The organism is Silvania confinis (genome assembly GCF_025564085.1).
Classification (GTDB): Bacteria; Pseudomonadota; Gammaproteobacteria; order Enterobacterales; family Enterobacteriaceae; genus Enterobacter; species Enterobacter confinis.
This window is the reverse complement of the sequence record NZ_JAMGZJ010000077.1, coordinates 128,015-147,954: the sequence shown is the minus strand read 5'-3', so window position 1 is coordinate 147,954 and position 19,940 is coordinate 128,015. Positions and strand designations below refer to the sequence as shown.

The 19,940-nt window shown below is 57.2% G+C and carries 20 protein-coding genes; 14 read left to right on the top strand and 6 right to left on the bottom strand.

Translation table 11 applies throughout. The annotated features are described in order from the left end of the window. Positions 1-60 precede the first annotated feature (60 nt). From M8013_RS14740 to bglB, 6 genes are all read left to right on the top strand, one after another. Positions 61-624, top strand: coding sequence for a helix-turn-helix transcriptional regulator (locus M8013_RS14740; RefSeq protein ID WP_271268552.1), 564 nt, complete (start codon positions 61-63; stop codon positions 622-624). Positions 625-776: 152 nt separating this feature from the next. Then, positions 777-1,925 carry a flagellar biosynthesis protein FlhB gene (flhB, locus tag M8013_RS14735; RefSeq protein WP_271268551.1) on the top strand — a complete coding sequence of 383 codons (1,149 nt, stop codon included), beginning with the start codon at positions 777-779 and terminating at the stop codon, positions 1,923-1,925. Next, positions 1,918-3,996: a flagellar biosynthesis protein FlhA gene (gene flhA / locus M8013_RS14730; RefSeq protein ID WP_271268550.1), complete on the top strand. Its 2,079-nt coding sequence runs from the start codon at positions 1,918-1,920 to the stop codon at positions 3,994-3,996. The genes flhB and flhA overlap by 8 nt, the downstream gene beginning before the upstream one ends. Next, on the top strand, positions 3,996-4,388 hold the full coding sequence (flhE, locus tag M8013_RS14725; protein WP_271268549.1) for a flagellar protein FlhE: 393 nt from the start codon (positions 3,996-3,998) through the stop codon (positions 4,386-4,388). The genes flhA and flhE overlap by 1 nt, the downstream gene beginning before the upstream one ends. Positions 4,389-4,649: 261 nt before the next feature. Then, positions 4,650-6,233 (top strand): MFS transporter, encoded by a 1,584-nt coding sequence (locus M8013_RS14720; RefSeq protein WP_271268548.1) that lies wholly within the window; start codon positions 4,650-4,652, stop codon positions 6,231-6,233. 4 nt (positions 6,234-6,237) lie between these two features. Further along, positions 6,238-7,377 carry a beta-galactosidase BglB gene (gene bglB / locus M8013_RS14715; RefSeq protein ID WP_271268547.1) on the top strand — a complete coding sequence of 380 codons (1,140 nt, stop codon included), beginning with the start codon at positions 6,238-6,240 and terminating at the stop codon, positions 7,375-7,377. Between the two features lie 78 nt (positions 7,378-7,455). Here the strand turns inward: bglB and argS are convergent, their stop codons facing one another. Beyond that, positions 7,456-9,189 (bottom strand): arginine--tRNA ligase, encoded by a 1,734-nt coding sequence (gene argS, locus M8013_RS14710; RefSeq protein WP_271268546.1) that lies wholly within the window; start codon positions 9,187-9,189, stop codon positions 7,456-7,458. 174 nt (positions 9,190-9,363) lie between these two features. Here argS and M8013_RS14705 point away from each other — a divergent pair, with 174 nt between their 5' ends. Beyond that, positions 9,364-9,924, top strand: a complete 561-nt coding sequence (locus tag M8013_RS14705) for a VOC family protein (RefSeq protein WP_271269092.1) — start codon at positions 9,364-9,366, stop codon at positions 9,922-9,924. Positions 9,925-9,935: 11 nt separating this feature from the next. Continuing rightward, positions 9,936-10,679 carry a copper homeostasis protein CutC gene (gene cutC / locus M8013_RS14700; protein ID WP_271268545.1) on the top strand — a complete coding sequence of 248 codons (744 nt, stop codon included), beginning with the start codon at positions 9,936-9,938 and terminating at the stop codon, positions 10,677-10,679. A gap of 152 nt (positions 10,680-10,831) precedes the next feature. Here the strand turns inward: cutC and cmoB are convergent, their stop codons facing one another. Genes cmoB through M8013_RS14675 form a run of 5 tightly spaced genes read right to left on the bottom strand, consistent with a single transcriptional unit; the run spans position 10,832 to position 14,406 of the window. After that, complete coding sequence (gene cmoB, locus M8013_RS14695; protein ID WP_271268544.1) at positions 10,832-11,803, bottom strand: tRNA 5-methoxyuridine(34)/uridine 5-oxyacetic acid(34) synthase CmoB; 972 nt, start codon at positions 11,801-11,803, stop codon at positions 10,832-10,834. Next, positions 11,800-12,540, bottom strand: a complete 741-nt coding sequence (gene cmoA, locus M8013_RS14690) for a carboxy-S-adenosyl-L-methionine synthase CmoA (protein WP_271268543.1) — start codon at positions 12,538-12,540, stop codon at positions 11,800-11,802. The genes cmoB and cmoA overlap by 4 nt, the downstream gene beginning before the upstream one ends. A 40-nt stretch (positions 12,541-12,580) precedes the next feature. Beyond that, a complete protein-coding gene (locus tag M8013_RS14685) occupies positions 12,581-12,976 on the bottom strand; it encodes an MAPEG family protein (RefSeq protein ID WP_271268542.1) in 396 nt (131 codons plus the stop codon). Positions 12,977-13,024: 48 nt separating this feature from the next. Then, positions 13,025-13,843 carry a DUF72 domain-containing protein gene (locus M8013_RS14680; RefSeq protein ID WP_271268541.1) on the bottom strand — a complete coding sequence of 273 codons (819 nt, stop codon included), beginning with the start codon at positions 13,841-13,843 and terminating at the stop codon, positions 13,025-13,027. Then, positions 13,840-14,406: a hydrolase gene (locus M8013_RS14675; protein ID WP_271268540.1), complete on the bottom strand. Its 567-nt coding sequence runs from the start codon at positions 14,404-14,406 to the stop codon at positions 13,840-13,842. The genes M8013_RS14680 and M8013_RS14675 overlap by 4 nt, the downstream gene beginning before the upstream one ends. Before the next feature lie 240 nt (positions 14,407-14,646). Between M8013_RS14675 and aspS the strand changes: the two genes are divergently transcribed. From aspS to ruvB, 6 genes are all read left to right on the top strand, one after another. Beyond that, positions 14,647-16,419 (top strand): aspartate--tRNA ligase, encoded by a 1,773-nt coding sequence (gene aspS / locus M8013_RS14670; protein WP_271268539.1) that lies wholly within the window; start codon positions 14,647-14,649, stop codon positions 16,417-16,419. Between the two features lies 1 nt (position 16,420). Beyond that, positions 16,421-16,864: a dihydroneopterin triphosphate diphosphatase gene (gene nudB, locus M8013_RS14665; protein ID WP_271268538.1), complete on the top strand. Its 444-nt coding sequence runs from the start codon at positions 16,421-16,423 to the stop codon at positions 16,862-16,864. Positions 16,865-16,891: 27 nt separating this feature from the next. Continuing rightward, complete coding sequence (locus M8013_RS14660; protein WP_271268537.1) at positions 16,892-17,632, top strand: YebC/PmpR family DNA-binding transcriptional regulator; 741 nt, start codon at positions 16,892-16,894, stop codon at positions 17,630-17,632. Between the two features lie 34 nt (positions 17,633-17,666). Next, on the top strand, positions 17,667-18,188 hold the full coding sequence (gene ruvC, locus M8013_RS14655) for a crossover junction endodeoxyribonuclease RuvC (protein ID WP_271268536.1): 522 nt from the start codon (positions 17,667-17,669) through the stop codon (positions 18,186-18,188). Between the two features lie 83 nt (positions 18,189-18,271). Beyond that, entirely contained in the window at positions 18,272-18,883 is a 612-nt protein-coding gene (ruvA, locus tag M8013_RS14650) for a Holliday junction branch migration protein RuvA (protein WP_271268535.1), read from the top strand. A gap of 8 nt (positions 18,884-18,891) precedes the next feature. Then, complete coding sequence (ruvB, locus tag M8013_RS14645) at positions 18,892-19,902, top strand: Holliday junction branch migration DNA helicase RuvB (protein ID WP_271268534.1); 1,011 nt, start codon at positions 18,892-18,894, stop codon at positions 19,900-19,902. The last annotated feature ends 38 nt before the right edge of the window (positions 19,903-19,940 follow it).

Here is a 19,940-nt window from a genome sequence, read left to right as displayed (position 1 = left end):
CCAGGCGTGGTTCCCGCCACGCCTGGCCGGATAATATTAACGACTAAACCAGGAGGTTTTATGACGCTGTTTAGCTTTACGCTGACGCTCTCAGGCGTGACATATGACAAGGAAGGCCTGGAAGATGCGCTGCACGCCAGCGGTTGTGATGATGCGCTGATCTGCGCATACGGTAACTCAGTGTATGTTGAGTTCGATCGTGAAGCACAAACCCTGGATGACGCCATCTCCTCAGCAGTCGACAATATCGAATCCGCCGGGATCGGCGCGATTGTAGAATCTGTTGATTCTGCTCTGGTGGGATTGAGCGACATTGCTGACCTGACGGCGATGTCTCGTCAGGCCATCGCCATGCTGAAAGATGGCACGCGCGGAAGCGGCGATTTCCCATGCCCCATCCAGCGTATTAAAGGTCAGTCTCCACTTTGGGATTGGGCTGAAGTGGCTAACTGGCTGCTCAAAAATGGCAGATTAAAAGAGGGCAGCGAGCGGGTCGTTAACGCCCGGATAGTGAGCAAGTGGAACCTGATCCTGCGAAACAGCGCTTCGAGAGACTTTGCAGAAATTGAGTCCATCGCCACATCACTTCTGGAACGTCGCCGTAAACAGGTTCAATGTGCATAAATTAACGGCTCAGAAGATGAAATCCCGTTCACCCGCGCGTCTGCTCATACCGAAAGGGTTAAATCAGCCCTTTTAACCCGCCTATTTCGCCCATTGTTCACGCCCTGCTTTGGCATCATAGCGTCCAAACCTCTACCTGCGAGATGCTTGCCGTGGCAGACGACAGCGACGACAAAACAGAAGCCCCCACACCCCACCGACTAGAAAAGGCGCGTGAGGATGGGCAGATACCCCGATCCAGAGAACTCACCTCGCTGCTCATTATGTTGGTCGGCGTGTGCATTATCTGGCTTGGCGGGGAGTCCCTTGCCCACAGACTGGCAGGCATGCTCTCGGCCGGGCTGCGCTTCGATCACAGCATGGTGAACGACCCCAATTTGATCCTCAGCCAGATAATTCTGCTGATCAAAGGCGCAATGATAGCGCTCCTGCCGCTGATTGTCGGCGTGGTGCTGGTGGCACTGGTGTCGCCGGTGATGTTGGGCGGTCTGGTGTTTAGCGGCAAGTCGCTGCAGCCTAAATTTTCCAAACTCAACCCGCTGCCCGGTATCGCGAAGATGTTCTCGGCCCAGACCGGGGCAGAACTGCTGAAAGCGTTGATGAAAGCCACCCTGATGGGCAGTGCCGCCGGGTTTTTCGTCTGGCATCACTGGCCGGAGATGATGCGCTTAGTCAGCGAACCGCCGATGAGTGCGATGCGCAATGCGCTTAACCTTGTCGGGCTGTGCTCCCTGCTGGTGGCGCTGAGTATTATCCCGATGGTGGGGTTTGACGTCTTCTTCCAGATTTACACCCACATCAAAAAGCTGCGCATGTCCCAGCAGGACATCCGCGATGAATACAAGCAGATGGAAGGCGACCCGCACGTGAAGGGGCGTATCCGCCAGATGCAGCGCGCCGCGGCGCGGCGGCGCATGATGGAAGATGTACCGAAGGCGGACGTGATCGTCACCAACCCGACCCACTACTCCGTTGCACTTCAGTACGACGAAAATAAAATGAGCGCGCCAAAAGTGGTGGCGAAAGGGGCGGGGCTTATCGCTCTGCGGATCCGCGAAATTGGTAATGAAAATCGTATTCCGATGCTTGAGGCTCCGCCGCTGGCACGTGCCCTGTACCGGCATGCGGAAATTGGACAACAAATCCCGGGCCAGTTGTATGCCGCTGTGGCGGAAGTACTGGCGTGGGTATGGCAGTTGAAACGCTGGCGTCTGGCGGGAGGTCAACGACCTGTCAAACCTGAGAATCTCCCGGTGCCTGCAGCGCTGGATTTTATGAACGAGAAGGACACTGATGGCTAATCTGGTGGCAATGTTGCGCTTGCCCAGCAACCTGAAATCGGCTCAATGGCAGATCCTTGCCGGGCCGATCCTCATCCTGTTAATCCTGTCGATGATGGTGTTGCCGCTCCCGGCCTTCATCCTTGACCTGCTTTTCACCTTCAACATTGCGCTCTCCATTATGGTGCTGCTGGTGGCGATGTTCACCCGGCGCACGCTGGAGTTCGCCGCGTTCCCGACCATCCTGCTGTTCACCACGCTGTTGCGGCTGGCGCTGAACGTCGCCTCAACGCGTATTATTCTGATGGATGGCCATACCGGTGGCGCGGCGGCAGGTAAGGTGGTTGAAGCCTTCGGCCACTTCCTGGTCGGCGGCAACTTTGCCATCGGCATCGTGGTGTTCGTGATTCTGGTCATCATCAACTTTATGGTTATCACCAAGGGTGCGGGACGTATCGCCGAGGTTGGCGCGCGTTTCGTACTCGACGGGATGCCGGGCAAACAGATGGCGATTGACGCCGATCTTAACGCCGGACTGATTGGCGAAGATGAAGCCAAAAAGCGCCGTTCAGATGTGACCCAGGAAGCGGACTTCTACGGTTCGATGGACGGTGCGAGTAAATTCGTGCGCGGGGATGCCATCGCGGGCATTTTGATCATGGTGATCAACGTGATTGGTGGCCTGCTGGTCGGCGTATTACAGCACGGCATGGACATGGGCCATGCGGCAGAAACCTATACGCTGCTGACCATCGGTGACGGCCTGGTCGCTCAGATCCCGGCACTGGTGATCTCCACGGCGGCGGGCGTGATCGTAACCCGTGTTGCCACCGATGAGGATGTCGGCCAGCAGATGGTCACTCAGCTGTTCAGCAACCCGAATGTGATGCTGCTGTCAGCGGCGGTGCTCGGCCTGCTGGGCCTGGTGCCGGGGATGCCTAACTTTGTCTTCCTGCTGTTTACCGGCATGCTGCTGGGGCTGGCCTGGTGGCTGCGTGGACGAGAAAACAAACCTCAGGCCGAAGCCGCGCCCATCAAAATGCCGGAAAACACCCAGGCGGTGGAAGCCACCTGGAACGACGTGCAGCTGGAAGACTCGCTGGGGATGGAGGTGGGCTATCGCCTGATCCCGATGGTTGATTTCCAGCAGGACGGGGAACTGTTGGGGCGTATCCGCAGTATCCGTAAGAAATTCGCCCAGGACATGGGCTTCCTGCCGCCGGTGGTGCATATCCGCGACAACATGGATCTGCCGCCTGCGCGCTACCGTATCCTGATGAAAGGGGTCGAAATCGGCAGTGGTGAAGCGTATCCAGGACGCTGGCTGGCCATCAACCCTGGCACGGCGGCGGGCACGCTGCCAGGTGAACAGACGATCGACCCGGCGTTTGGCCTGGCGGCAATCTGGATCGAAAGCGCCCTGAAAGAGCAGGCGCAAATCCAGGGATATACCGTTGTCGAGGCCAGTACCGTGGTGGCGACACACCTTAACCACCTGATTGGCCAGTTCTCAGCCGAACTGTTTGGCCGCCAGGAAGCGCAGCAGTTGCTGGATCGCGTCACCCAGGAAATGCCGAAGCTGACCGAAGATCTGGTCCCGGGCGTGGTGACATTGACCACCCTGCACAAGGTGCTGCAAAACCTGCTCGACGAGAAAGTGCCAATCCGCGATATGCGTACCATTCTGGAAACCCTGGCCGAGCATGCGCCGTTGCAAAGCGATCCGCACGAGCTTACCGCCGTGGTGCGCGTGGCGCTGGGACGTGCAATTACCCAGCAGTGGTTCCCGGGTACCGGTGAAGTGCAGGTGATTGGTCTGGATACGCCGCTTGAGCGTCTGCTGCTGCAAGCGTTGCAGGGCGGCGGCGGGCTGGAGCCGGGGCTGGCCGATCGCCTGCTGGCGCAAACCCAGGAAGCGTTGCAGCGCCAGGAGATGCTTGGCGCACCGCCAGTGTTACTGGTGAATCATGCTCTGCGTCCACTTCTGTCCCGCTTCCTGCGTCGTAGCCTGACCCAACTGGTGGTGCTGTCGAATATGGAACTGTCGGACAATCGTCACATCCGCATGACCGCCAGCATCGGAGGTCATTAATGCGTAAATGGCTCTGGCTGTTGGCGCTCCCACTGATGGCCCAGGCCGCAGGGGAAGGGGCATGGCAGGCCAGCAGTATCGGCCTGACCTTAAACAATCGCGGCGTGGCGGCGTCATCGCGCCCGCTTTCGGCGCAGCAGCCGGTGTCGGGGTTGATGACGCTGGTGGTCTGGCGCTATGAACTCAATGGCCCGATCCCGGCCGGGCTGCGGGTGCGGTTATGTTCCCAGTCGCGCTGCACGGAGCTGGACGGTGCCAGCGGCAGCACGCGGGCGTTTGAAAACGTACCGGCTGTCGAGCCGTTACGCTTTATCTGGGAAGTCCCCGGCGGTGGCCGGTTGATCCCCGCGCTTAAGGTCCAGCGCAACGAAGTCATTGTAAACTACCGTTAATTGCCCGCTTTTTCACCAGCCGTCAGGATATTCTGGCGGCTGGCTCGCAAATCTGACACCTCCTTTTGATGCAAGAGAAACGCTGTTTTATAAAACAGTGACACGCGTAGTAAATCTCTTTGCATTATTGCCAGTTGCCGCCAGGTGATGGCAGCAACAGAAAGGTATCCCCGTAGCGATACTCTTACTGTAACCGTGTAGTCACTCCCGTTCACGTCTGTGTTCACAGGGAGTCTTCTAAAACTTACAGGGTCGACGGTAATGAAAACACGTAAAATTGGACTCGCGAATTATCTGGCCTACGGTTCGGGCGATTTTCTCGGGGCGGGAACGACAGCGCTGACCGCTGCCTGGCTGTTATATTTCTACACGACCTTCTGCGGCCTTACGCCGATTGAAGCCACCTTTATCTTCGCGGCGGCAAGGGTCCTGGATGCCGTGGTCAGCCCGCTGATGGGGTTCCTGACCGATAACTTTGGTACTACCTGGTTGGGCAAACGCTTTGGCCGCCGCAAATTCTTTATCCTGCTCGGTATCCCGTGCGTCTTCAGCTACTCACTGATGTGGGTCGGCGACATGGGGTTCTGGTACTACCTGCTCACCTATCTGGTGTTTGATATCGTCTACACCATGATTCTGGTGCCGTACGAAACGCTGGTGCCGGAAATGACCGACGATTTCAAACAGAAAACCAAATTCTCCGGCGCGCGTATCTCCATGGCGCAGATGTCGGCGATCCTCGCCTCTTTCTTGCCAGGCATTCTGTTAACTCACTTCGGTAAAGACAACGCCGTCTCCTTCTTCTACGCCAGCCTGGTGTTCTCGGTGCTGTGCGCCCTGATGCTGACCTTCGTCTGGTTCTTTACCTGGGAGCGTCCGCGCGAAGAGTGGTCCGAAGCCGCGCTGCGTGCCGAAGAAGAGAAGAAACAACTTAATCTGAGACAGAGTCTTAACCGCCTGTTTGTTGAACTGAGCTCCACGCTGCGGGTGAAGATTTTCCGCCAGCATCTCGGGATGTACCTTGGCGGCTACATCGCCCAGGACGTGTTCAACGCTGTGTTTACCTACTACGTGGTGTTCGTGCTGATGCAGGAGGCGTCGATGGCCTCGAATCTGCTGGGTACGATGGCTATCTTCCAGTTTATCGCCGTTATCGCGATGATCCCGCTGTGCATCCGCTTTGGCCCGGCGCCGTCTTACCGGATGGTGGTGGTGCTGTTTGGTCTGGCGTCCATTTCGTATGCGATGCTCTATTACGCAGGACTGAGCGACGTCTACTCTCTGCTGCTGCTGGTGTCTGCCCTCGCAGGCCTGGGTCGCGGCGGTATCAACTACGTACCGTGGAACGTTTACACCTACATTGCGGACGTGGATGAAGTCATCACCGGTCAGCGTCGCGAAGGTATCTTCGCCGGCATCATGACCCTGACCCGTAAAGCGTCTCAGGCGGGTGCCATTATGCTGGTGGGGATTGTGATGCAGCTGTCCGGCTTTGTCAGCGGCCAGAAAGTGCAGCCTGAAGAAGTGAGCCATACCATTCTGATGATCCTGAGCGTGGGCACGGTGCTGGTGCTGATCTGCGGTTTCCTGGTCTCGCTGCGCTTCAAACTGAACCTGCAAACTCACAGCACGCTGCGTGAAGAGACGGCCAAAATGCGCGAGTCCGGTCGTGCGATGCCGGAAGCGGCGACGCCGCAGGCGCGTGCTACCGTGGAAATGCTGGCCGGCTTGCCGTACGAGTGCCTGTGGGGCAATAACAACATCGGCTACCTGAACCGCAATAAACCTGCGGCACCGTCCCTGAATGAGCGTGCTTCACTGAATTCGACATATAACAGAGGTTAATATTATGAAGGTTTGGCCTGTCAAACATAGTCCGTTACTGCGTCAGCCGGAGCGTTTTATCGCCCGGGATGAGCTGAAATCACTGATTCAAAAAGTGACGCATAACCTGGTCAACATTCACGATAAAACCGGTGAGTTTTTACTGCGCCTCGACGACGGTCGCGTGATCGACACCAAAGGCTGGGCGGGCTGGGAGTGGACGCACGGCGTTGGCCTCTACGGTATCTGGCAGTATTACTGCCAGACTGGTGACGTGGCGATGCGCGATATTATCGACAACTGGTTTACTGAACGTTTCGCGGAAGGCGCGACCACCAAAAACGTCAACACCATGTCGCCATTTTTGACCCTGGCGTATCGTTATGAAGAGACGCGCAACCCAGCCTGGCTGCCGTGGCTTGAGAGCTGGGCCGAGTGGGCGATGAATGAGATGCCGCGCACCGATCACGGCGGGATGCAGCACATCACCCTGGCGGAAGAGAACCATCAGCAGATGTGGGATGACACCCTGATGATGACCGTGCTGCCGTTGGCGAAAATTGGCAAACTGCTCAATCGCCCGGACTACGTGGAAGAGGCGGTCTATCAGTTCCTGCTGCATGTGCAAAACCTGATGGACCGGGAGACCGGCCTGTGGTTCCACGGCTGGAACTACGACGGTCAGCATAACTTTGCTCACGCCCGTTGGGCACGCGGCAACAGCTGGCTGACCATCGTCATCCCGGACTTCCTCGAACTGGTGGATCTGCCGGAAAACAACGCCGTGCGCCGTTATCTGGTGCAGGTGCTGAACGCGCAAATCGCGGCGCTGGCCAAGTGTCAGGATGATAGCGGTCTGTGGCACACGCTACTCGACGATCCCGACTCTTATCTGGAGGCCTCGGCTACTGCCGGGTTCAGCTACGGGATACTCAAAGCGGTGCGCAAGCGCTATGTGGGGCTGGAGTATGCGGAGGTGGCCGAAAAAGCCATTCGCGGGATTGTGAAAAACATCTCCCCGGAAGGCGAGCTGCTGCAAACCTCATTCGGCACCGGGATGGGCAGCGATCTGGAATTTTATCGCCAGATCCCGCTGACCTCGATGCCGTACGGTCAGGCGATGGCGATATTGTGTCTGACGGAGTATCTGCGCAAGTACTTCTGAGGACGGTGAGCATTCCCCGGTGGCGCAGCGCTTACCAGGGCGACAAAACAAAAAACCCGGCTTGCGCCGGGTTTCTTTTTACATACGTTCTACGGTGTCGATACCCAGCGTATCCAGACCCTGTTTCAGGGTCTTCGCGGTCAGCTGCGCCAGCTTCAGACGGCTATTGCGAACGGCTTCGCTTTCTGCCGAGAGAATAGGGCAGTGTTCGTAGAAGCCCGAGAACAGGCCAGCCAGATCGTACAGGTAAGCACACATCACGTGCGGTGTACCGTCGCGGGCCACCACGGTCAGCGTCTCTTCGAACTGCAGTAGACGTGCCGCCAGCTGTGCTTCACGATCTTCGGTAATCACGACGTTGGTATTCACCAGCACGCTCTCGTCGATCGCCGCTTTACGGAACACGGACAGCACGCGGGTGTAGGCATACTGCATATACGGCGCAGTGTTGCCTTCAAACGCCAGCATGTTGTCCCAGTCGAACACGTAGTCGGTAGTACGGTTTTTGGAGAGATCGGCGTATTTCACCGCGCCAATACCCACAGCGTTGGCCAGTTTTTCCAGCTCGTCGGCAGGCATGTCCGGGTTTTTCTCGGCCACCAGGCGACGGGCACGTTCCAGCGCCTCGTCCAGCAGGTCCGCCAGCTTCACGGTACCGCCTGCACGGGTTTTAAACGGCTTGCCATCTTTACCCAGCATCATGCCGAACATGTGGTGTTCCAGCGGTACGGAGTCTGGCACGTAGCCCGCTTTACGCACGATAGTCCACGCCTGCATCAGATGCTGGTGCTGACGGGAATCGATGTAATAAAGCACGCGATCCGCATGCAGCGTCTCATAACGATACTTGGCACAGGCGATGTCGGTGGTGGTGTACAGATAGCCGCCATCCTTCTTCTGGATGATCACGCCCATCGGTTCGCCTTCCTTGTTTTTGTACTCATCAAGGAATACCACGGTAGCGCCTTCGCTCTCAACCGCCAGACCTTTGGCTTTCAGATCGGCGACGATACCGGCCAGCATCGGGTTGTACAGGCTTTCACCCATCACGTCTTTACGGGTCAGGGTGACGTTCAGGCGATCGTAGGTCAGCTGGTTCTGGGACATAGTGATGTCAACCAGCTGGCGCCACATCTGACGGAAGTACTCGTCGCCGCCCTGCAGTTTAACCACGTAGCTACGTGCGCGCTCGGCAAAGACGTCGTCTTCGTCGTAGTGTTTTTTCGCTTCGCGGTAGAAACCTTCGAGGTCCGCCAGCGCCATTTCACCGGCATTTTCCTGCTGCTGTTTTTCGAGATATGCAATCAGCATCCCGAACTGGGTGCCCCAGTCGCCAACGTGGTTCGCGCGGATCACCTTGTGTCCGAGGAACTCGAGGGTACGCACCGCGGCATCACCGATGATGGTGGAACGCAGGTGACCCACGTGCATCTCTTTCGCTACGTTTGGCGCAGAGTAGTCGACCACGATGGTTTGCGCTTGCGGCTGAGCGACGCCCAGACGATCGGATTTCAGCGCGGCATCCACGTGTTCCGCCAGGAAGGCGGGCTCAAGGAAAATGTTGATAAAGCCCGGCCCGGCGATTTCGGTTTTGCTGGCGATACCCTTGAGATCCAGGTGCATCAGAACCTGCTCTGCGAGCTGTCGCGGCGCCATGCCCAGTTTTTTCGCCACTGCCATCACGCCGTTAGCCTGATAGTCGCCAAACTGTACTTTTGCTGACTGACGAACCTGCGGTTCGCAATCCGCAGGTGCACCTGCAGCAATCAGAGCCTGACTGACTTTTTCTGAGAGAAGAGCCTGAATATTCACCGGGATACCTTACATTTTTGTCGCGGCTTTGAGGCTGCCGCGCCAGTTAAAGAAATTAGGCCAGGAGTATACTGCAATTGCCTCTTGCCGTCAGCACTGGCTCAAATCAGCGGTTGGTCGGCGGCCAGCAACAGAGTAAATTAACGCTTTTGCACCATGACAAGAGTATTGATGATGGCAAACTGGCTCTCTATTGACGACCTGCAGGACATTACAGCCGATTTACCGCGCTTCACCGAGGCGTTCACCACCCTGGCTTCTCGCCTCGGTCTGGATATCGCCCCTCTCGCAGCAGATCACATCTCCCTGCGCTGTCACCAGAATGCCACGGCAGAACGCTGGCGGCGCGGGTTTGAACAGTGCGGCGAACTGCTGTCGGAAAACATCATCAATGGCCGCCCGATCTGTCTGTTTAAGCTGCATGAACCGGTTTGCGTGGCGCACTGGCGTTTTGAGGTGGTTGAGCTGCCGTGGCCGGGCGAAAAACGCTATCCCCACGAAGGCTGGGAGCATATTGAAATCGTTCTTCCCGGCGAGCCGGAAAGCCTGAATGCGCGCGCGCTGGCGCTGCTGTCCGACGACGGACTCAGCCAGCCGGGGATCTTCGTCAAAACCAGTTCGCCAAAGGGTGAGCGCGAACGTCTGCCGAACCCGACGCTGGCGGTGACCGACGGCAGCGTCACGATCAAATTCCATCCGTGGACAATCGAACAGATTGTCGCCAGCGAAGAATAAAGGAGGTTTCAATGGCATTACTGGAGATTTGTTGTTACAGCGCGGCATGCGCCGTGACCGCACAGCAGCAGGGCGCCGATCGCGTTGAACTGTGCGCGGCACCGAAAGAGGGCGGGCTGACCCCGTCCTGGGGCGTACTGAAATCGGTGCGTCAGGCGGTGACGATCCCCGTGCACCCGATCATTCGGCCGCGCGGCGGGGATTTTTGCTACAGCGGGGATGAGTTTAACGCCATGCTGGAGGATATTGCCGTCGTGCGCGATCTGGGCTTCCCGGGGCTGGTGATTGGCCTGCTGAATGAAGACGGTGATGTCGATATGCCGCGGATGCGCCAGATTATGGCCGCCGCACAGGGGATGGCGGTGACTTTTCATCGCGCCTTCGATATGTGCGTCAATCCGCAGCAAGCCTTTGAAAATCTGACAGAACTGGGGGTGGCGCGGGTGCTTACATCCGGTCAGCAATCGTCCGCCGAAAAAGGTATTTCATTAATTAAGGAACTAAAAGCGCAATCAGGTGTTCCAATAATAATGGCAGGTGCTGGCGTTCGCGCCGCCAACCTGGAATTGTTTCTACAGGCAGGGGTAGAAGAGCTACACAGCTCGGCAGGCAGATGGTTGCCGTCACCCATGCGCTATCGCAATGCAGGCTTGTCGATGTCGACGGAGAGTGAAGCGGATGAATATTCCCGCTACGGTGTTGACGGCGAGTCGGTTGCAGTGATGAAGGCGATGATCGAAAGGTTTCGCCGCTAACCGTTTTTACCGCGCATCATGTCGCCCAATATGATGCTTGTTTGTACCAGGCCCCTGCAATTTCAACAGGGGCCTTTTTTTATCCTTTTATCCGTCATATTTCACGCTGCAGCGACGTTGGCTGCCTCGCGAAATAGTGTAGATAAAGAATATTAAGGCTTGGTGGCAATCAACACCGCACGTACTGGTGCCGGATAACCTTCGATCGTTTTCGTCGGGTCTTGTGGATCGAGGAACTCGGCCAGCGACTCGGTGGTCATCCACTCGGTGCGGCGCTGCTCTTCGGTGGTGGTGACGCAAACGTCGGCGATACGAATATCGACAAACCCGCATTTCGCCAGCCAGTTTTTCAGCGCCAGCGCTGACGGAATAAAGTAGACGTTGCGCATCTGGGCGTAGCGATCGCCTGGCACCAGCACTGCATTTTCGTCGCCTTCAATCACCAGCGTCTCCAGGACCAGTTCGCCCCCGCTGACCAGCTGGTCTTTCAGCTGCCACAGGTGTTCCAGCGGCGAGCGGCGGTGATAGAGCACGCCCATCGAGAACACCGTATCAAACGCGGCCAGCGCCGGAAGCTGCTCAATGCCCAGCGGCAGCAGATGCGCGCGCTGATCGTTGCCCAGCAGCTTGCGCACGGCCTCAAACTGGCACAGGAACAGCTGCATCGGGTCGATGCCGACCGCCAGATGTGCTCCGGCACCGATCATCCGCCACAGGTGATAGCCGCTGCCGCAGCCGACATCCAGAATGGTGCGCCCGGTTAAATCGGACAGGTGCGGCAGCACGCGATCCCATTTCCAGTCGGAATGCCATTCAGTGTCGATATCCATGCCGTACAGGGAAAACGGCCCCTTGCGCCACGGCATCAGGTTACGCAGCAGTTTTTCGAGACGAATTAACTGGCCTTCGCTCAGCGGCGTTTCACTTTCGGCGGTGACGCTGTGCAGCAGATCCAGCTTATACGGGGTCATTTCTGGTAGAAATTCGACCGCATTGCTCCACTGCTTAAACTGACCGTGCAGGGCATCGCGCTGCCAGGTCGCAATCTGGGCGGGCAGGGTTTCGAGCCAGTGTGACAGATGGTTTTTGGCAATCAGCTGATAAAAGTTACCGAATTCAATCATGCTGTACCGCCTTTCAGTGCCACCAGCGAACCAAAGTTAAAGCACTGGAACCACAGCTCGCTGTGCTCAAAGCCGGCCTTTTGCAGGCGCGCTTTATGAGCTTCGACCGAATCGGTCAACATGACGTTCTCCAGCATGCTGCGCTTCTGGCTGATCTCCAGCTCGCTATAGCCGTTTGCCCGTTTAAAATCGTGGTGCATGTTGAACAGCAGCTCGCCAACGGCGGCATCTTCAAAGCTAAACTTCTCGGACAACACCAGTGCGCCGCCGGGATTGAGCCCCTGATAAATGTTGTTCAGCAGCAGTTGCCGATCGTCTGGTTCAAGGAACTGCAGGGTAAAGTTCAGCACCACCAGCGAGGCGTTTTTGATCTCGACATGGCGGATATCGCCTTCGACCACCTCTACCGGCGTTGGGGCTTTCCAGGCGTCGATATGGCGACGGCAGCGCTCGACCATCGCCGGGGAGTTATCGATAGCGATAATTTTGCAGCCATCCTGACGAATGTTACGACGAACCGACAGCGTGGCTGCGCCCAGCGAACATCCCAGATCGTAAACCTGCGTGCCGGGCTGGACAAAACGTTCCGCCAGCATGCCAATCATAGAGATGATATTCGAGTAGCCGGGTACCGAGCGCTGGATCATATCCGGGAAGACTTCAGCCACCCGTTCATCAAAGGTCCAGTCGCCCAGACTGGCGATAGGCGCAGAAAAAAGCGTGTCGCGATCTGACATAACGTAAAAATCCGGGAAAAATAAAGTGGCGTATTGTGCGCTAATGCAGGGAGAAAACCAACTCCCAAGGCATATACCACAGGTTAGCCAGCACCATCAGCACAAGCGAACTCCAGGTGGCGCTCATGCCGGAACGTCGCCAGCGGATCAGGCGATGGTGAAATCCATAATAGTGCATCAGACGACCGGCGATCAGCAGCAGGCCACAGACATGCACCATCCACGTCTCGGCACCGTTCATCTCCATAAACAGCATCAAAATAAGCGCGATGGGGATGTATTCCACCGCATTGCCATGCACGCGGATCGCAGATTGCAGTTCAGAAAACCCGCCGTCTCCGTAGGAAACGCGATACAGCATCCGCAGGCGCACAACGTCGAACGAAAACTTAATTAACAGTAATGCACCCAGTACCGCATACAGCGCGCAGACCATACAAACTCCCTTTTTTTGCAGATGGCACTTCTATGATAGGGGCTGCATTCAGAAAAGAGAAGATTGCTGAGGGATGGCAGGGGCGTCGCCAACCGACGGCACCGCAGCCTGCAAGGCTTGCCAGAGAGCTTCGACCAGTTCCGGGGCTTGGGCAATATCGGGCGTATGCAGAAAGAGATACGGGGTGGTGGTCTGTTCCCACTTCGCCAGGGTCTGTAGCCAGACGGCAAACAGCGCCTGGTTTTGCGGCATGTTGTCGCTGCCGATAAAGCGAACCATCGGGTTGTCGGCGGTCAGCACGGCATGCACCGGCACCTTCGGCTTTTTGCGCTGGGCATCGATAATGGCCTCGCTGTGCGGCACGGCCGCATGGACCGGACGGCTGTCGAGGATCACCCGGTTGACGCCGCGCTGGTGGAGCCCACGGTTAAGCGCTTTCTCCGCATCGCCTTTGGCAAAAAACTCCGGATGCCGGATTTCGACGCCGTAGGTAAACTCACGGGGCAGGGCATCGAGAAACGTCCACAGCGCGGGCAGGTCGCGCGGGCCAAAGGTGGCGGGCAGCTGTAACCAGTATTGACCCATCCGGTTGGCGAGCGGCGACATCCGGCTGAAAAACTCCGCGGTCAGGTCGCCACAGTCGCGCAGCTTCGCCTGGTGGGAAATGGTGGACGGGAATTTAAAACAGAAGCGAAAGTCATCGTGGGTCTGCTCCCGCCAGCGCGCCACCACCTCGGCCTTTGGCAGGGCGTACAGCGTGGTATTGCCCTCCACGCAGTTAAAGTGGCGGGCATACTGTTCAAGGCTGGTAATGCCGAGACGCACCCATTTCGGGTGCGACCATTGGGGGAGACCCAGATAGATCATAGGGCGTTGATAATCTCTTCCGTGCTGCGCACCCGGCCAATCCGCGGGAAGATATTCGTCATGCTGCCCTGATGCTGATCGGCACTGGCCGCGCTGCAGGCATCTTCGGCAATCACCAGGTTAAAGCCTAACTCCCAGGCGTTACGCGCGGTGGACTCGACGCCAATGTTGGTGGAAATCCCGCACAGGATAATGGTGTCGATTCCACGACGGCGCAGCTGAAGCTCGAGATCGGTGCCGTAAAATGCGCCCCACTGGCGTTTGGTGACTTCGATATCGCTGTCACGTTTGCCGAGTGAGACCGGATAAGTCCACCAGTTGTCCGGCAGGGCATGGGCAGGTGTTTGGGCATCCACCGGCTGCTTCAGCGCTTCGGCGAAGTCAGCCGACCAGCCGACGCGCACCATCACCACAGGCGTTCCACTGGCGCGGCATTTGTCTGCCAGACGCGCGCTGCGGCTGACAACGTCGGACGCGCTGTGCGGTCCCCCGGCGAACGGCAGGATCCCTTCCTGTAAATCAATGACCACAAGGGCGGTTCTGGCGGCGTCGAGTGTAAACATGTTTTTTCCTGTTAAAGAGTGAGCGTCGGTGACACCTTACGCTGCAGAGGCTGGGTGTGGGTCGGATAATTTTGTTAAATTTTGTGAGAATATGCCAGATGCGCGCAGCAATCGCGCGTCTGGCGCGCTTCTCTCTTATCGTCTGGCGGAATTTCCAGTATAATAGCCCCCTTTTTTCATCCAGTTTGACATTCATAAAGCTGCGACCTAATAGCCTGCGGCTAAGTTAAGGGATATCTCATGCGTACAGAATATTGCGGGCAGCTGCGTCAGTCCCACGTTGGGCAGCAGGTGACCCTGTGTGGTTGGGTCAACCGTCGTCGTGATCTCGGCAGCCTTATCTTTATCGACATGCGCGACCGTGAAGGCATCGTGCAGGTATTTTTCGATCCGGATCGCGCCGATGCGTTAAAACTGGCCTCTGAACTGCGTAATGAGTTCTGCATTCAGGTCACCGGCACCGTGCGTGCGCGTGACGAAAAAAACGTCAACAGCGACATGCCCACCGGCGCGGTCGAAGTGCTGGCCTCCGATCTGACCATCATCAACCGTTCAGAATCGCTGCCGCTTGACTTCAACCACGTCAATACCGAAGAAGCGCGTCTGAAATTCCGCTATCTGGATCTGCGTCGCCCGGAAATGGCCGACCGCCTGAAAACCCGCGCCAAAGTGACCAGCCTGGTGCGTCGCTTTATGGACGATCACGGTTTCCTCGATATCGAAACCCCGATGCTGACCAAAGCCACCCCGGAAGGCGCGCGCGATTACCTCGTGCCTTCTCGCGTGCATAAAGGCAAATTCTACGCGCTGCCGCAGTCTCCTCAGCTGTTCAAACAGCTGCTGATGATGTCCGGCTTCGACCGTTACTATCAGATCGTTAAATGCTTCCGTGACGAAGACCTGCGTGCCGATCGCCAGCCAGAATTTACCCAGATCGACGTCGAAACCTCCTTCATGACCGCCGAACAGGTGCGTGAAGTGATGGAAGCGCTGGTGCGCAGTCTGTGGCTGGACGTGAAGGGTGTGGATCTGGGCGATTTCCCGATCATGACCTTCGCCGAAGCGGAACGCCGTTACGGCTCCGATAAGCCGGATCTCCGTAACCCGATGGAGCTGGTGGACGTGGCGGACCTGCTGAAGGCGGTTGAGTTCGCGGTCTTCTCCGGCCCGGCTAACGATGCCAAAGGTCGCGTGGCTGCCCTGCGCGTGCCAGGCGGTGCGAGCCTGAGCCGTAAGCAGATCGACGACTACGGCAACTTTATTAAAATTTACGGCGCGAAAGGCCTGGCTTACATCAAAGTCACCGAACGTGCGAAAGGCATCGAAGGGATCACCAGCCCGGTGGCAAAATTCCTGAATGCTGAGATTGTAGAGTCCATTCTTGAGCGCACTGGCGCGCAGGATGGCGACATGATCTTCTTCGGCGCTGACAACAAGAAAGTGGTTGCCGATGCGCTGGGCGCCCTGCGTCTGAAAGTGGGTAAAGATCTGAACCTGACCGACGACACCAAATGGGCGCCGCTGTGGGTTATCGACTTCCCGATGTTTGAAGACAACGGTGAGGGTGGTCTGACCGCCATGCACCACCCGTTCACCTCTGCAAAAGAGATGACGGCGACAGAGCTGCAGGCTGCGCCGGAAACGGCTATCGCCAACGCTTACGATATGGTGATCAACGGTTACGAAGTGGGTGGCGGTTCGGTGCGTATTCACAGCAGTGAAATGCAGCAGACCGTGTTTGGCATTCTGGGCATTAACGAGCAAGAGCAGCGCGAGAAGTTCGGCTTCCTGCTGGATGCCCTGAAATATGGCACCCCGCCGCACGCGGGCCTGGCATTTGGTCTGGATCGTCTGACCATGCTGCTGACCGGTACCGACAACATTCGTGACGTTATCGCCTTCCCGAAAACCACCGCTGCTGCGTGTCTGATGACCGAAGCGCCAAGCTTCGCTAACCCTGCCTCCTTAAGCGAGCTGGGTATCGAAGTGGTGAAAAAGGAAGAGAAGAACTGATATGGCATTTAAGCGTCCCGTTTCGGTGCTCGTGATCATTTTTGCAACCGATACGAAGCGGGTGCTGATGTTGCAGCGTCGCGACGATCCTGATTTCTGGCAGTCGGTAACCGGCAGCCTGGAAGAGGGTGAAACCGCGTCGCAGGCCGCCGCGCGTGAAGTAAAGGAAGAGGTCTTGATTGATGTTGCCGACGAGCAACTGACCCTAACGGACTGTCAGCGCACGGTGGAGTTTGAAATTTTTAGCCATTTACGTCATCGCTATGCGCCGGGAATTGCACGCAATACCGAATCCTGGTTTTGCCTTGCACTTCCCCACGAGCGGGAGATCGTGTTCACCGAACACTTGACCTACCGCTGGGTGAATGCGACGGATGCCGCCGCGCTCACTAAGTCGTGGAGCAACCGGCAGGCGATTGAAGAATTTGTAATTAACGTTGCCTGAAAAGGTGCGATCTTCGAGGAAATTTATATGGCAGGTCATAGTAAGTGGGCCAACACCAAACACCGCAAAGCGGCACAGGATGCCAAACGCGGTAAGATCTTTACCAAAATCATTCGTGAGCTGGTGACCGCAGCGCGTCTGGGCGGCGGCGATGCTGCGTCCAACCCGCGACTGCGTGCGGCGATCGATAAAGCACTGTCTAACAACATGACGCGTGACACCCTGAACCGTGCCATCGCCCGTGGCGTTGGCGGCGATGACGACGCGAACATGGAAACCATCATCTATGAAGGTTACGGTCCTGGCGGCACGGCGGTGATGATTGAGTGCCTGTCCGACAACCGCAACCGTACGGTGGCGGAAGTGCGTCATGCGTTCACCAAAACCGGCGGCAACCTCGGTACCGACGGCTCTGTGGCGTATCTGTTCAGCAAGAAAGGGGTGATCTCTTTCGAAGCGGGCGATGAAGATGCCATCATGGATGCCGCGCTGGAAGCCGGTGCTGAAGACGTAGTGGCCTATGACGACGGCGCAGTTGATGTCTATACCGCATGGGAAGAGATGGGCGCAGTGCGCGATGCGCTGGAAGCGGCTGGCTTTAAAGCCGACGCGGCCGAAGTGTCGATGATCCCGTCCACCAAAGCGGATATGGATGCAGAAACTGCACCAAAACTGCTGCGTCTGATCGACATGCTTGAAGATTGCGACGACGTGCAGGAAGTCTATCACAACGGCGAAATCTCCGACGAGGTTGCGGCTACGCTGTAATGGCCCATCGTAAACCGACAGCCGGAGAGGCGTGATGGCCATTATTCTCGGCATTGACCCGGGTTCACGCATCACCGGTTATGGCGTTATCCGCCAGGTCGGGCGTCAGTTGACCTACCTTGGTAGCGGTTGTATCCGCACCAAGGTTGAGGATCTGCCGTCACGTCTGAAGCTCATCTATGCAGGCGTGACGGAGATCATCACTCAGTTCCAGCCGGACTATTTCGCTATCGAACAGGTGTTCATGGCGAAGAATGCCGACTCGGCGCTGAAGCTCGGTCAGGCGCGTGGTGTGGCGATTGTTGCGGCGACGAACCAGGATTTGCCGGTGTTCGAATACGCCGCGCGACAGGTGAAGCAGACCGTGGTGGGAAATGGCGGTGCAGACAAAAGCCAGGTGCAGCACATGGTGCGCACTTTGTTAAAGCTGCCAGCCAATCCCCAGGCGGATGCCGCCGATGCGCTGGCCATTGCGATAACCCACTGCCACATCAGCCAGAACGCGATGCAAATAAGCGACACGCGGCTCAATCTGGCGCGAGGTCGATTGCGCTAAATATCAAAATCAGGCTGGATGTTTATCCAGCCTTTTTTTATGATGGCAGCGGTAACTTTTAGCCCTTAACGCAGGAGCGTCACGTGATAGGCAGACTCAGAGGCATCATCCTTGAAAAACAACCCCCGATAGTGCTGCTTGAGGCGGGAGGCGTGGGCTATGAAGTGCATATGCCGATGACCTGTTTTTATGAACTCCCGGATGCGGGCAAGGAAGCGATTGTCTTTACCCATTTTATCGTGCGTGAAGATGCTCAGCTGCTGTTTGGCTTCAACAATAAGCAAGAGCGGACGCTGTTTAAAGAGCTTATTAAAACCAACGGCGTCGGCCCGAAGCTGGCGCTGGCGATCCTGTCCGGTATGTCAGCCCAGCAGTTCGTTAACGCCGTCGAGCGTGAAGAGCTGGCGCTACTGATCAAACTGCCGGGTATCGGCAAGAAAACCGCAGAACGCCTGATTGTCGAAATGAAAGATCGCTTCAAAGGCCTGCATGGCGATCTGTTTACCCCGGCCGCGGATCTGGTGCTGACATCGCCTGCCGGTCCGGTGGACGATGATGCGGAACAGGAAGCGGTTGCTGCGCTGGTGGCGCTGGGCTATAAACCACAGGAAGCGAGCCGTATGGTCAGTAAGATTGCCAAACCGGACGCCTCCAGTGAAACCCTGATTCGTGAAGCGCTGCGCGCCGCATTGTGAGGTAAAGGATGATTGAAGCAGACCGTCTGGTGTCGGCAGGCAGTGTTCAGACAGAAGATCTGGTCGACAGGGCGATCCGCCCAAAGCTGCTGGATGAGTATATCGGCCAGCCGCAGGTGCGTTCGCAGATGGAGATCTTTATCCAGGCGGCGAAACTGCGCGGCGATGCGCTCGACCACCTGTTGATCTTCGGCCCGCCAGGGCTTGGCAAAACCACTCTCGCCAATATTGTCGCCAATGAGATGGGGGTGAATTTACGCACCACTTCCGGCCCGGTGCTGGAAAAAGCCGGCGATCTGGCGGCGATGCTGACCAACCTTGAACCCCATGACGTGCTGTTCATCGATGAGATCCACCGTCTTTCACCGGTAGTGGAAGAGGTGCTCTATCCGGCGATGGAAGACTACCAGCTGGATATCATGATTGGCGAAGGTCCGGCGGCGCGTTCGATTAAAATCGATCTGCCGCCGTTTACCCTGATTGGTGCCACGACCCGTGCGGGCTCGCTAACCTCGCCGCTGCGCGATCGTTTTGGCATTGTGCAACGTCTGGAGTTTTATCAGGTGGCCGATCTGCAGCACATTGTCAGTCGCAGCGCGCGTTATATGGGACTGGAGCTGAGCGACGAGGGGGCCTTTGAGGTGGCGAAGCGATCCCGCGGCACACCGCGTATCGCCAACCGTCTGCTGCGCCGGGTTCGTGACTTTGCGGAAGTGAAGCACGATGGCACCATTTCGCTGGATATTGCTTCTCAGGCGCTGGATATGCTGAACGTTGATGCTGAAGGCTTTGACTATATGGACCGCAAGCTGCTGCTGGCGGTGCTGGACAAATTCTTTGGCGGACCGGTGGGGCTGGATAACCTGGCCGCCGCGATTGGCGAAGAGCGTGACACCATTGAAGACGTGCTGGAGCCTTATCTGATCCAACAAGGCTTTCTCCAGCGCACTCCGCGCGGCCGTATGGCAACCGTGCGGGCGTGGAACCATTTCGGTATTACCCCACCCGCAATGCCTTAGCCACTGTAAGCCCGGTCAGCGAAACGCCACCGGGCAAT